Origin of the sequence: Pseudomonas sp. Irchel 3A5 (assembly GCF_900187575.1) — a bacterium.
GTDB classification, from domain to species: Bacteria; Pseudomonadota; Gammaproteobacteria; order Pseudomonadales; family Pseudomonadaceae; genus Aquipseudomonas; species Aquipseudomonas folii.
The window spans coordinates 139,736-152,441 of the sequence record NZ_FYDU01000009.1 but is presented as its reverse complement, the minus strand read 5'-3'; the positions used below and the strand labels follow the sequence as shown (position 1 = coordinate 152,441).

The following is a 12,706-nucleotide window of genomic DNA, read 5'->3' as shown; positions in this document are numbered from 1 at the left end:
GGCGCAACGCGCCCTCGATAGATTTTGTAAGCGGATCAGGCGACTTTTTCCTGAGCTTCCCGCTCGCGCTTGGCCACCAGTTCGCGGGTCAGCGGAATGAGTTTCTTGCCATAGTCGATGGCGTCGTCCAGCGGATCGAAACCGCGAATCAGGAAGGTGGTGATGCCAAGGTCGTAGTAATCCAGCAGGGCTTCGGCGACTTGCTCAGGCGTGCCGACCAGTGACGTCGAATTGCCTTGCGCTCCCAGCAGCTTGGCGATGCCTGTCCACAGGCGTTTGTCCAGACGCGACCCCTGTGCAGCGGCAGCCAGCAAGCGACGTGAGCCTTCGTTCGGTGGTTCGCGACGTACAAAACCATTGTTTTCGGCGATGGCTTTGGCGCGTTCGAGAATGCTGTCGGCACGGGCCCAGGCTTTCTCTTCGGTTTCCGCCAGGATTGGTCGCAACGACAGACTGAAACGCACGGTCCGGCCATGCTTGGCCGCTTCAGCGCGAACTTCTTTGACGACCGCCCGGACCTGCTCGTAAGTCTCGCCCCACAACGCGTACACATCCGCGTGCTTGCCCGCTACAGCGATGGCGGCAGGCGAGGAGCCGCCGAAATACACCGGGATGTGTGGCTGTTGCGGGGACTTCACCAGCGAGTGCGCGCCTTCGAACTGGTAATACTCGCCTTTATGGTCGAACGGTTTTTCGCTGGTCCATTCCTGGCGCACGATGCCCAGGTATTCGTCGGTGCGGGCATAGCGCTCGTCTTTACCGATGTGACTGCCGTCGGCGCGCAGTTCCTTGTCGTCGCCACCGGTGATGATGTGAATCGCCGTGCGCCCGCCGTTGAACACGTCGAGGGTCGCAAACTGACGCGCCGCCACCGTGGGCGAGATAAAGCCAGGGCGGTGAGCGATCAGGAATTTGAGTTTTGTCGTGACGCTCGATGCGTGAGCTGCAACGAAGGCACTGTCCGGGCTGTTGGAATGGTAAGCCACCAGCGCACGATCAAAACCAGCGTCTTCATGGGCTTTGGCGACTTTCGCCACGTACTCGGGCTGTATGGTCGGGCCGCTGCGCGGGTGGATTTCCGAGCCAGGCTGAGTGGCGATGTAGCCGATGAATTCGATGCTCATGAACAGCTCCTTCTTGTAGTCATACCGTATGAGGGGGGAGGTGTCGGGGATGGAACATTCCGAAACCTGAATCCGTGCCTGCAACATATGGCTATAGAAGCGAGCTGTGAAATTCTATTTTGGCCTAAGGTTATTATAAAAATATTGCATGTGAATAAAATTTTTAAATGAGACTTTATTATCATGAATGCAGCCACTAAGTATTGGCCCGGACGCCGTTCAGGTGGGAATGGCACCTCGTCTTTAACAAATATGGACTTGTAGGAGCTCACCGAGGTTACGAGGCCAGCGATGGCGGAGTGTCAGACAAACCGCTATCGCTGGCCTCGTAACCTCGGTGAGCTCCTACAGGAAACGTTTTCTGTAACCTGACGCTCAAATCTTCAAACCGGCACATCCCCCAGAATCGTCGCCCGGTGCATGACTCGTCGCTGCGGCCTGTAGTCGTCCACGGCGTAATGCTGAGTGACGCGGTTGTCCCAGAAGGCCACGTCATCGGCCTGCCAGCGCCAGCGAATGGTGAACTCCGGGCGGGTCGCGTGGCTGAAAAGAAAGCTCAGGATCGCCGCACTTTCCGTTTCACTCAGCTCGTTGATACGCGATGTGAAGCCGTCGTTTACGAACAGCGATTTGCGGCCACTGACCGGATGCGTGCGGATCACGGGGTGCGAGATCGGCGGGTACTGACGGCGGGTCTGTTCCCAGCGGGCGATGTCTTCAGGTGTGGTGCCGAAGCGAGCCAGCGGAAACGAGCGGGTGAAATCATGCGTCGCGGTCAGGCCTTCGAGTAGCGTTTTCAAAGGCAATGACAATGCTTCGTAGGCTGCGATGCCGCTGGCCCACAATGTGTCACCACCGTATTCCGGCAGTTGTTTTGCGCTGAGCACTGCACCCATTGCCGGTGTCGGCAGGAACGTCACATCGGTATGCCAGATGGCGTTATCGCGTACGTCGGTAACGGCGGTATCGAGGATCAGTACCTCGGGTTGTTCTGGCACATTCGGGTAGATCGGGTGAATGTGCAGATCCCCAAAACTGGCGGCAAACCGCGCCTGTTGTCTGGGTGTCAGTGGCTGATTGCGAAAGAACAGCACCTGATGCTTGAGCAACGCTTGCTCGATGGCATCGCGTTGTTCGTGGGTCAGTTCCTGACTCAGATCAATGCCGCTGATCTGTGCGCCGAGGGCAGGGCTTAGGGGGGAGATCTGGAAGTTCATCATAAGATCCGGATTTCTGCGGAGTTCGTCGTAGGACCGGCTTTAGCCGGGAGGACAGTATTCCTGACGAAGTAGTTTATTGAATGTACCGGCCCCCTCCCGGCTAAAGCCGGTCCTACGAGGTCTGTGGAGATCTATGGGGCAGAATCATTAATGGCTCTGCCCATGCCACGGCACCAGCTTGCGTTGCAGCGCGCGCAAACCCATTTCCATGGCAAAGGCGATCAGGGCGATGACCAGGATTCCCAGTACCACCACATCGGTCACCAAGAACTGCGCCGCAGACTGAACCATGAACCCCAAGCCGCTGGTCGCGGCGATCAGTTCTGCAGCGACCAGGGTCGACCATCCGACACCCAGCCCGATGCGCACGCCGGTGAGGATTTCCGGCAGGGCGCTGGGCAGAATTACATGGCGAATCAACTGCCAGCGAGTAGCGCCCAGAGATTGCGCGGCGCGCAGTCTGGTCGGGTCTACGGTGCGCACGCCGGTCGCGGTGGAGATGGCGATGGGGGCGAAAATCGCCAGGTAGATCAGCAACACCTTGGAGAACTCGCCGATGCCGCACCAGATCACGATCAGCGGCAAATAGGCCAGCGGCGGGATAGGGCGGTAGAACTCGATCAGCGGATCGAAGATGCCGCGGGCAATGCGGTTGCGGCCAATGGCGATACCCACCGGAATAGCCGTGAGTACGGCGACCAACAGCGCCAGGCCGATGCGTTGCAAACTCGCCCCCAAGTGCTGCCAGAGCGTGGAGTCCATGTAGCCGGTGGTCATCAATAGCCAGGCTTTTTCCAGCACAGCCGAGGGCGGCGGAAGAAACAATGGTTCGATAAACGCCGCAGCCGTCACTGCCCACCACGCGACCAACAGCACAACCAGCGTCAGCACGCTGATTGCGCGGGTGCCGAGGCTCCAGCTCACCGGAGTGGCGCCTGGTTTATCGGTTGCAGTTGCGGTGTTCTGCAATTCATAGCTGCTCATGCGTGTTGCTCCCGAGAGACGCCGCGCTGGGAAAACACGCTGGCCAGGACATGCTCCCGGGTGTCGATAAAACGCGGATCAGACTTGATCGAGCGGGCCGACTCTCCATCGGCATAACGCTGCCCAAAGTCCAGCTGCAGACGTTCGGCGATACGCCCCGGATTCGGTGCCAACAGAATCAGGTCGGTAGCGAGAAAAACCGCTTCTTCAATGTCGTGGGTGATCAGGAACACCGGCTTGGCAGTACGCTGCCAGACTTGCAGCAGCAACTCCTGCATCTGTTCGCGAGTGAACGCATCCAGTGCACCAAACGGCTCATCCATCAGCAGTACGCGGGGATCAGCCGCCAGCGCTCGGGCCAGACCAACACGCTGCTTCTGACCGCCGGACAGTTGCCAGATCTGGCGCTGATCGAAACCAGCGAGGTCCACCAGTGCGAGCATCTCTCTGGCCTTGGCTTCACGCTGCTCGCGGGGTACACCAGCCAGCTGCAGGCCGAAGGCGACATTGGTCAGCACGTCCTGCCAGGGCAGTAATGCATCGTCCTGAAACACCACGCCACGCTCTGCACTCGGGCCTTCGACCCTGACGCCGTCGAGGCTGATGCTGCCAGCACTGGGCGGCACGAAACCGGCAATCAGATTCAGCAGCGAGGTTTTGCCGCTCCCCGACGGCCCCAGCGCTACCAGCAATTGCCGGGGACCGAGGCTGAGGGAAATATCCGCCAGCACCGGCTCGGTCGCGCCGGGGTACTGTGCGCTGATGCGCTCCAGTTTGAGCAAAGCCATTGTCTGAACTCCGCTTATTGGGTGATGAATTTGTCGCTGACGTAAGGCGCGTAATCAGCCAGTACTGCATCGACCTTGCCTTGCTCCTTGAGGAACGCAGCAGTTTTGGTCACAGCGTCGATGGTCGGTGCGCCGAGCAGGGCGCTTTGATCTGCGGCCAGCGGGTAGACGTTGCCTTGCAGCAGGCCTGGGATGTCCGAGGTTTTCGCGCCCGAGAGCTTCACCAGCTTGTCGACGTTGCTGGACTTGGCCAGCCAGGCGGCCGGGTCCTTGCGGTAGTCGGCGTAAGCGTCGAGGGTGACTTTGGCAAAGGATTTGACGATTTCAGGGTGCTTGTCGGCGAAGTCCTTGCGCACGATCCAGGCGTCGAAGGTCGGTGCGCCGACCTTGGCCAGTTCACCGGAGGTGATAAGCACTTTGCCGGTTTCCTTGGCAACACCCAGCGCCGGGTCCCAAACGTAGGTGGCGTCGATGTCGCCGCGTTTCCAGGCTGCAGCGATCGCAGGTGGCGCGAGGTTGAGAATGGTGACTTTCGACGGGTCGATGTTCCAGTGTTTCAGCGCGGCCAGCAGGCTGTAGTGACCTGTTGAGACGAACGGTACGGCGATTTTTTTGCCGATCAGATCCTGAGGGGAATTGATCCCCGAACCGTTGCGTGCGACCAAGGCTTCGGCGGCGCCAATCTGCGTCGCGATCAGGAAAGTTTCAACCGGCAGCTTGCGGGTCGCAGCTGCGGTGAAAGGGCTGGAGCCGAGGTAGCCGATCTGCACATCACCGGAGGCAATGGCAGTGATGACGTCGGCACCGTTTTCGAATTTACGCCAGGAGATTTTCGAGTCGGTGGCTTTTTCGTAGGCGTTATCGGCCTGAGCAACTTTGGCCGGGTCGACGGTGGTTTGATAGGCGACGGTGAAGTCCGCGGCTTGAGCCAGATACGAAGCGCCAGTCAACGACAGCGCCACCAGGAGGCGAAGAGGGAAGTGCAGTTTCATCATGAAGCTCCGAATCAGGCCGGGGACTGGCTGAGGCAGGAGACTAAATGATCTAAGAAACTCTAAATAAATAACCTTTTTGCATTAGCTTATGAGCGATTTCGTTGAGGGATCGCTCATATGCCGCCCCGCAAATACGAACGTTATTTCCAGACAGCTTCTTCGACGTTGATCTTTTTCGGCAGCAGTTTGTTCTGGAAAAAAAGATCCGCCGTCGCCTGCTGTGCGGCGATGATTTTTGCGTCCACTGGCAGGATCGGCGACGGTGGCCGGTTGTCCAGGTAGCGGGTAATCACCGGTTCCGGCAGACCCATGGAGCCGGTCAGGATGTCGATGCTCTGTTGACGCTGGCTGCGGGTCAGGGCTTCGGCGGCGGTGAGCTCTTCCAGCACGGCGTGAATAAAGTCCGGATGCTGTGTGGCGTAGTCGCGACGTGCGCTGTAGATCGGGCCGGACAAGTCCAGTCCGGTGCCGTCGGCCAGCAGACGGCTGTGGCCTTCGATAAGGGCCAGCGAGGCATACGGGTCCCAGATTGCCCAGGCATCAACGCTGCCTTGCTCGAAGGCGGCACGGGCGTCGGCGGGGGTGAGGTAGATCGGCTGAATATCCTTGAAGCTCAGCCCGGCTTTGTTCAGTGCTCGCAACAAGACGTTGTTGGAGCTGGAGCCTTTCTGGAAGGCGACTTTCTTGCCTTTCAGGTCGGCAACGCTTTGCAGCGGACTGTCCTTGCGCACCAAAATGGTTTCCGCGGCAGGCTTTGCGGGCTCAGCACCCACGTAAACCAGATCGGCGCCGGCCGCCTGAGCGAACAGTGGCGGGATATCGCCGGTGGAACCTAAATCCAGCGCGCCGATGTTGAGCGCTTCAAGCATTTGAGGGCCAGCGGGAAATTCAATCCACTGTATTTTTGTGTCGGCAAAGCGTTTTTCCAGCAGGCCTTTTTCCTTGGCAATTACCAAAGCGATGGAGCCTTTCTGGTAGCCGACACGCAGGGTTTGCGGGTCATCTGCCAGAGCGGAGTGGGCGGATGCAAGGCCAATCAGGCCTGCGAAGAGTAATGCGATGGATTTCATTTTTGCTCGCTTATCTCTGACTGCAAAAAAATCGTCAGGCTAATGAGGATCCCTTGTGGGAGCGGTGCTTGGTCTGGGCGGCATTCCGACGATACATGAGACGCGGATTGACGACATACCGCGTTATCGTTTATCGCGGGCAAGCACCGCTCCCACAAGGGAGGTTGCATTCCGCAGGGAGGTGCATTTATTGGCTTTGGATTCACTCCGCCAACGACGGCTTCTCCCACAGGTTGATACCGCCTTCCTGGGCGAAGCGGTCGATTTCGGTCAGTTCTTCCTGGCTGAACTCAAGGTTCTTCAGCGCTTCGACGTTCTCGACGATTTGCTCCGGGCGGCTCGCACCAATCAAGGCCGAGGTCACGCGTGGATCACGGAGGGTCCAGGCTAACGCCATTTGCGCCAGGCTCTGGCCGCGACGTTTGGCGATCTCGTTCAATGCGCGAACGTGAGCAATGTTGGCTTCTGACAAATGAGAAGCCTGCAACGAACCGCCACCCGGACGATTGACCCGGGCATCCTGCGGCACACCGTCGAGGTATTTGTCCGTCAACAAACCTTGAGCCAGTGCGGTGAAGACGATCACCCCGGCGCCCAGCTCATCGGTGGTGTCCAGCAAGTCCTTTTCTACCCAGCGATTGAGCAGGTTGTAGGCGGGCTGGTGAATCAACAATGGCACTTTCCACTCTTTCAGCAGCGCAGCGATTTCACGGGTTTTGCTGCCGGAGTAAGAAGAGATACCGATATACAGCGCCTTGCCCTGTTGCACGGCAGTGGCCAGAGCGCTGGCGGTTTCTTCCAGTGGCGTGTCCGGGTCGAAGCGGTGCGAGTAGAAGATGTCCACGTAATTCAGGCCCATGCGCTGCAAGCTCTGATCGAGGCTGGCCAGCACGTATTTGCGCGAGCCTCCGCCCTGGCCATAAGGGCCGGGCCACATGTCCCAGCCGGCTTTGGTGGAGATGACCAGCTCATCGCGATACTGCTTGAAGTCCTCCCGGAACAGCTTGCCGAAATTACTCTCGGCGCTGCCGTACGGCGGGCCATAATTGTTGGCCAAATCGAAGTGATTGATGCCCAGGTCGAACGCCGTACGCAGCATGGCGCGTTGGGTGTCGAGCGGTGTGCTGTCGCCGAAGTTGTGCCAAAGGCCCAACGACAGTGCAGGTAATACCAGCCCACTGCGGCCGGTGCGGCGATAGGGGATTTTTTCGTAGCGGTTTTCGGCAGCGGTATAAGTCATTGTGGGTCTCGTTGGGTAGTCGAAGACGGGGTCGCTTGCGCTGGCCAGTGATAAAACTCCAGGCCCAGAGCGCTGCGATTTTTGAAGCCCTTCCAATAAGTGTGATCAGGTTTTTCGCGTCCGGTTTCGTCTTTCGACCATTTGCCGTCGGCGGCCCGTGGCACAAGCGTCAACCACGGCTGGCGATCAATGCTTTTGAGTTGTTGGTCGAGAAAGGCCAGGACAAAGTGCTGATTGATGTTGTTGATGCGGCTGCTGTCCCAGACCGGCTCAGCATAGGCGGAAAAATCGTCGGGGTGGCTGCTCGCGGCTGCAGGCGGAGGATTAGGCGCAATGTTATGTCGGGCGTTTTCGTAAACCAGCAGGTAGCGGTCCGCGTTTTTTGCGCCCTCCGCCAGGCGTCTGACCCCATCAGCGTAACCGGCCACATCGTCCTGATCACCGGCGATGAACAGGCTGGGTACACGCAATCCCGCCAGCCCTTTCTCATCGAACAGGTTTTGCTGTCCTCCCCATGGGGCGAAGGCGATCAGCGCTTTGATGCGTATGTCTCTTTTAGCCTCGAAATCCGGGTTGCCCGCTTGTCTGGCCTGCAAGGCAGCGCCGGGGACAAAGCGTAACGCCGCCGCGCCAGTGCCGACGCCTGCTGCGTTCAACACGCCGTAGCCGCCCATGGAGTAACCGAGCAGCGCGGTGTGGCTGACGTCAATCTTCCCGGCAAATGGATTGCCACTGCCTGACTTCGCCCACTCCGTGACCTGGTCCAGCACGAACAGAATATCCAGAGGACGGTTGAGCAGCGTACTGGCGAAACCGGCCCGGTCGGCGCGGGTGGATTCCGTGTGATCGATGGCGACGACTACATAGCCGTGGGAGGCGAGGAACTCGGTCAGGTAACTCATCTGCAAGCGTGAGCCCGGATAACCGTGGGACACGATCACCAGCGGAAACGCTTTGTCCTTGAGCGGCTGTGCCTCGCGTGCAGCGCGGCCTTCGAACGTGAACGCGGTATTGGGCCGGGCCGGATTGTTGGCGCCCGCACCCAGCACATCGATATAAGTGCTCAGCTCGGCCTGCCCGGTTTTCAGTTGTGCGGGATACCAGACTTCCAGACGCAGCGGCCTGTCATAGCGCGGATTGCTGTCGGCACTGGTAGCCGCGAGGATATTGAGCTGATCTCGATGAATCACGTCAACGGTCCGCACGCCCACCTGATAAGCACCGCGTGCCGCCAGTTCAGGTGCATCCGGGCGCGGGTCACCATTGAGCGCGAGCGCGCTGCACGACAGGCTCCATACCAGCAGCAGGCTGACAACTTTCAAGGGGCCGTAATTCATCAGAATCCTCCGGCAAAACGATGACGTGGACGTTGCAGTCCGAGGTTTTCCCGCAACGTACTGCCGGTGTACTCCGTGCGGAACAGGCCACGACGTTGTAGTTCAGGCACCACGTAACGAGCAACGTCTTCAAGACCGCCGGGCAGGTGCGGCACCAGCACATTGAAGCCGTCGGCAGCGCGTTCTTCGAACCAGGTTTGCAGTTGATCAGCAATTTGCGGCGCAGTGCCGATCAGGCTGTAATGACCGCGACCTCCGGCAATGCGACGGCCCAATTGGGCAAGGGTCAGGTTTTCATCTCGGGACAGTTGGGTCAGCAGCTTCTGGCGACTTTGCTGCCCGGTATCGGTCAATGGTAGCGGCGGCAGCGGTTCGTCGAGGGCGTAACCGGACAGGTCGAAATTGCCCAGCATCCGCCCCAGCAGGGCAACGCCGACTGTGGGTTCCACCAGTTCCTGAAACGCTTCGAATTTATCCTGGGCCAGGGCTTCGCTGTCGCCCACCACCACGAGCACGCCGGGCATGATTTTCAGGCTGTCAGGATCGCGGCCGAAGCGCGTCATGCGACCTTTGATGTCGGCATAGAACGCTTGGGCATTGGCCAGTGAGGTTTGCGCAGTGAACACCACTTCAGCGGTTTCAGCCGCCAGGTCGCGGCCGACTTCCGAAGAGCCCGCTTGCACAACCACCGGTTGACCCTGAAGTGAGCGGGCTACGTTCAGCGGGCCTTTGACCCGGAAATGTTTGCCCTGGTGATCCAGCACATGCAACTTGGCCGGGTCGTAATATTCGCCGCTGGCTTTGTCGCGCAGAAAGGCATCGTCTTCCCAACTGTCCCACAGCCCGGTCACGACCTTATGAAACTCGCGAGCGCGGCTGTAGCGTTCGGCGTGACCGATGTGTTCGTCGCGGCCGAAATTCTGCGCTTCAGCGGCTGCGTCTGAGGTCACCAGATTCCAGCCAGCGCGGCCGCCAGACAGATGATCCAGTGAGGCGAACTTGCGCGCCACGTGATACGGCTCGTTGTAACTGGTGGTTGCAGTGCAGATCAGGCCGATATGTTCGGTGACTGCGCTGAGCGCTGACATCAGGGTCAGCGGTTCGAAATGATCGGAGCGCGCCATGTGACTGGCGCTAGCACCTGTTGCAGCAGCCACGCTGTCAGCGACGAACAGCGCGTCGAATTTTGCTGCTTCGGCCACTTGGGCCAGATGTCTGTAATGCTTGAAATCCAGCCCGGCGTTGGCCGGTACATCCGGATGCCGCCAGGCCGCCACATGGTGCCCGGTGGCCATGAGAAAAGCGCCGAGGCTGAGTTGGCGAGGTGTGTTGCTCATTTGGTGTTCCTTGTTTCGTCGTTCATCTGCTGAAGCCGAGGTCTCATGTGGTGAGTCCAATGTTTGCATGCGACGTGGGACCGGCTTTAGCCGGGAAGAGGCCCTTGAAGTCATTACATCTTCATAAGTCAGAAATGCCGCCTTCCCGGCTGAAGCCGGTCCCACGTCAGCTCGCCGCCCGCTCGCTCCAGCGGTCAAAAATCCTTACGCAACTGCACCCCGAAATACCGCTCGTCATCACGCGGTACCGCCCGGGTGATGTAGTTGCCGGTAGCGGCCAGGCCGGGGGAGTAGGACTTGTCTGCCAGGTTCTTGGCCAGTAGCGCCAAGCGCCAACCGTTGTTGTAGTCGGCCAGTGCGACGCTAGCGTTCCAGATGCCGTAAGCGCCTTGTACTGTGTTCGGGTTTTGGGTGATGTCGTACTGCACTTCGCTCTGCCAGCTGTAATCAGTGCCCAGCTCGACATCCAGCCCGTTGTCCAGCGGGATGCTGTAGTCAGCCCGCACGTAGCTTTTCCAGTCTGGGGAGAAGGGCAGGGTTTTGCCGTCGACGTTGCACGATGCCGCCGCGCCCGCCGGGCAGGAGAAGGTGTCGATGCGAGCCTTGGTGTAGGCCACTGCGCCGGAAAGCTTGAGGTTTTGCGTGGCTTGCAAGGCGAAGTCGGCTTCCACGCCTTCGGTGGAAACACTGCCCGCATTGATCAAGCGTGTCACCACGCTGCCGGCCACCGTGTCGAGGAAGTTCGCCTGATAGTTGTCGTAGTCGCTGTGGAATACCGCCAGGTTGGTGACCAGACGATTGTTCCAACTGGTGGCTTTGACACCCAGTTCCCAGGTATTGGACGTCTCCGGTTTGAGCGCGTCGGTATCACGCGGCTGCATGTTGAAGAACACGTTGTAAGCCGGGCCTTTGTAGCCGCGCGAGTAGGTCAGGTAGGTCATGACGTTGTCGGTGAGATCGTATTGCAGACCCAGACGGCCGGACCAGCCATCTTCATCTACCGAACCGGAACTGCTGGTGCCGGGGTTGATGCCTGACACTGCGGTAGGCGAGGTCGATAATCTGCGGTGATCGTATTCAAGTTCATCGTGAGTCCAGCGTAACCCGGCGATCCCGCGAAAAGCTGGAGTGAAGTTCAGGGTGCTTTCGCCAAACACCGAGTAGCTGTCGCTGGTCGTCCCGTAATCGGCGACACCCACGGCGCTGGCGGTTGGCATTACCAGCGTGCGGCGATAGGTTTCTTCATCCTTGCCGTGCATGTAATACAGGCCGCCAACGTACTCCAGAAACTGACCTTTTGGTGAAGCCAGGCGCAATTCCTGCGAGTACTGATTGAAGTCCAGATCGCCTTTGTCTTCAGTGCCGGGGAATGCTGCCGTGATGTTCGACAAGCGATCGCCGTCCTGCCACTGCGTGTTGTTCCAGCCGCGCCAGGCGGTGATCGACGTCAGGGTGTAGTCACCCAGATTCCAGTCCAGTTGGGCAGAAAGACCTTTGTTGATGTCTTCAACATGGCTGCGGTAATCGCTGACGATGTCCCGGTTATGGTCGCTGGCGCGAACCGGCGCGAGGGCTCTGGCAAAGGCCGGGTTGAGCGTTGAGCTGACGACGCCGTTTGGTGCGTCATCGTGAGACTGCATGTAGTCGGCGATCACCGTCAGTTTGACGTCATCGTTGGGGGTGAATTCCAGCTTGCCGCGCGCGCCCTTGCGGTTGTAACCGTTGACTTCCTGACCGTTGGTCTTGTTATCGACGTTGCCGTCATAGCTGCCGAACAGGGTCGTGACCGAGGCTTTGAGAGTATCTGGAATCAGACTGCCGCCGATGCCGAAACGGGTGCGGCTTTCGTTGCCGCTGTAGTACGACTGATCGATGTAACCATGGGTTTCCTCAGTGGGCGCCTTGCTGATCACGTTAAGCACGCCCGCCGACGCGTTCTTGCCGAACAGCGTGCCTTGCGGGCCGCGCAGCACTTCGATGCGGTCCAGATCGAGCAGGTCCAGCGTCGCCTGCCCAGGCCTTGCGTAGACCACGCCATCAACCACCGTCGCAACCGTCGGCTCCACGCCGGGTGAGGTGGAAATGGTGCCGACACCCCGGACAAACAACGAGGTGTCTTTGTTCGATGTGCCGGTCCGGAAGTTCAGGCTGGGGATCTGCTGGACGATGCTCGATACGCCGTTGCGGTTATCGCGTTCCAGCTGTTCGCCATCGACCACAGAGACCGCCACCGGTACTTTCTGCAGCGATTCTTCACGGCGGGTGGCCGTCACGGTCACTGCCTGCAAGGTCGCCGTCTGGCCGTCGGTATTGGTTGTGCTGCCGTCGGCGGCGATGCCTGGCAGTGAAGTCAAGGCCAGTGCTGCAGCGATGGCTTGCGCCAGACGCGCCGGTTTGATGATGTCCCCAGAGGTGTGTTGCATGTCTATGCTCGCTTGAAAGATGCCCTGACTGCCGTGACTCTTCGGTCACTGCTCCTGATGTAGGCGTTGGCTGTGTTCCGGCGGCATTCGCTCAAGCGAGTAGCTGACAAGATCATTCCGTTAGCGCTAACATCGCCAGTATCAGCAAGGACGCGATAGATCGTCCAATACTCAAAAATTACTTTTAT

General features: G+C 59.2%; 10 protein-coding genes. All 10 read right to left on the bottom strand.

Going from position 1 to position 12,706, the window contains the following annotated elements; genetic code table 11:
- Positions 1-35: 35 nt before the first annotated feature.
- Positions 36-1,124 carry an LLM class flavin-dependent oxidoreductase gene (locus CKW31_RS16800; RefSeq protein ID WP_095097281.1) on the bottom strand — a complete coding sequence of 363 codons (1,089 nt, stop codon included), beginning with the start codon at positions 1,122-1,124 and terminating at the stop codon, positions 36-38.
- Between the two features lie 383 nt (positions 1,125-1,507).
- Positions 1,508-2,344: a taurine dioxygenase gene (tauD, locus tag CKW31_RS16795; protein ID WP_371856759.1), complete on the bottom strand. Its 837-nt coding sequence runs from the start codon at positions 2,342-2,344 to the stop codon at positions 1,508-1,510.
- Between the two features lie 147 nt (positions 2,345-2,491).
- The gene (gene tauC, locus CKW31_RS16790; protein ID WP_095097275.1) at positions 2,492-3,328 is read right to left on the bottom strand and encodes a taurine ABC transporter permease TauC; all 837 of its coding nucleotides are present in this window, start codon (positions 3,326-3,328) and stop codon (positions 2,492-2,494) included.
- On the bottom strand, positions 3,325-4,116 hold the full coding sequence (gene tauB, locus CKW31_RS16785; RefSeq protein ID WP_095097272.1) for a taurine ABC transporter ATP-binding subunit: 792 nt from the start codon (positions 4,114-4,116) through the stop codon (positions 3,325-3,327). Before tauB ends, tauC begins: the two co-directional genes overlap by 4 nt.
- Before the next feature lie 14 nt (positions 4,117-4,130).
- Positions 4,131-5,108 (bottom strand): taurine ABC transporter substrate-binding protein, encoded by a 978-nt coding sequence (tauA, locus tag CKW31_RS16780; RefSeq protein WP_095097269.1) that lies wholly within the window; start codon positions 5,106-5,108, stop codon positions 4,131-4,133.
- A gap of 143 nt (positions 5,109-5,251) precedes the next feature.
- Entirely contained in the window at positions 5,252-6,181 is a 930-nt protein-coding gene (locus tag CKW31_RS16775) for a sulfonate ABC transporter substrate-binding protein (protein ID WP_095097266.1), read from the bottom strand.
- Between the two features lie 202 nt (positions 6,182-6,383).
- The gene (gene mgrA / locus CKW31_RS16770; RefSeq protein WP_095097263.1) at positions 6,384-7,421 is read right to left on the bottom strand and encodes an L-glyceraldehyde 3-phosphate reductase; all 1,038 of its coding nucleotides are present in this window, start codon (positions 7,419-7,421) and stop codon (positions 6,384-6,386) included.
- The gene (locus CKW31_RS16765) at positions 7,418-8,758 is read right to left on the bottom strand and encodes a dienelactone hydrolase (protein WP_141230161.1); all 1,341 of its coding nucleotides are present in this window, start codon (positions 8,756-8,758) and stop codon (positions 7,418-7,420) included. Before CKW31_RS16765 ends, mgrA begins: the two co-directional genes overlap by 4 nt.
- On the bottom strand, positions 8,758-10,095 hold the full coding sequence (locus CKW31_RS16760; protein WP_095097259.1) for an LLM class flavin-dependent oxidoreductase: 1,338 nt from the start codon (positions 10,093-10,095) through the stop codon (positions 8,758-8,760). Before CKW31_RS16760 ends, CKW31_RS16765 begins: the two co-directional genes overlap by 1 nt.
- 194 nt (positions 10,096-10,289) lie before the next feature.
- Positions 10,290-12,518 (bottom strand): TonB-dependent receptor, encoded by a 2,229-nt coding sequence (locus CKW31_RS16755; RefSeq protein ID WP_095097256.1) that lies wholly within the window; start codon positions 12,516-12,518, stop codon positions 10,290-10,292.
- Between the last annotated feature and the right edge of the window lie 188 nt (positions 12,519-12,706).

What these genes read in the sequence shown, in the direction of transcription:
- CKW31_RS16800 (WP_095097281.1), bottom strand. Translation starts at nt 1,124, where the DNA reads ATGAGCATCGAATTCATCGGCTACATCGCCACTCAGCCTGGCTCGGAA.
- tauD (WP_371856759.1), bottom strand. Translation starts at nt 2,344, where the DNA reads ATGATGAACTTCCAGATCTCCCCCCTAAGCCCTGCCCTCGGCGCACAG.
- tauC (WP_095097275.1), bottom strand. Translation starts at nt 3,328, where the DNA reads ATGAGCAGCTATGAATTGCAGAACACCGCAACTGCAACCGATAAACCA.
- tauB (WP_095097272.1), bottom strand. Translation starts at nt 4,116, where the DNA reads ATGGCTTTGCTCAAACTGGAGCGCATCAGCGCACAGTACCCCGGCGCG.
- tauA (WP_095097269.1), bottom strand. Translation starts at nt 5,108, where the DNA reads ATGAAACTGCACTTCCCTCTTCGCCTCCTGGTGGCGCTGTCGTTGACT.
- CKW31_RS16775 (WP_095097266.1), bottom strand. Translation starts at nt 6,181, where the DNA reads ATGAAATCCATCGCATTACTCTTCGCAGGCCTGATTGGCCTTGCATCC.
- mgrA (WP_095097263.1), bottom strand. Translation starts at nt 7,421, where the DNA reads ATGACTTATACCGCTGCCGAAAACCGCTACGAAAAAATCCCCTATCGC.
- CKW31_RS16765 (WP_141230161.1), bottom strand. Translation starts at nt 8,758, where the DNA reads ATGAATTACGGCCCCTTGAAAGTTGTCAGCCTGCTGCTGGTATGGAGC.
- CKW31_RS16760 (WP_095097259.1), bottom strand. Translation starts at nt 10,095, where the DNA reads ATGAGCAACACACCTCGCCAACTCAGCCTCGGCGCTTTTCTCATGGCC.
- CKW31_RS16755 (WP_095097256.1), bottom strand. Translation starts at nt 12,518, where the DNA reads ATGCAACACACCTCTGGGGACATCATCAAACCGGCGCGTCTGGCGCAA.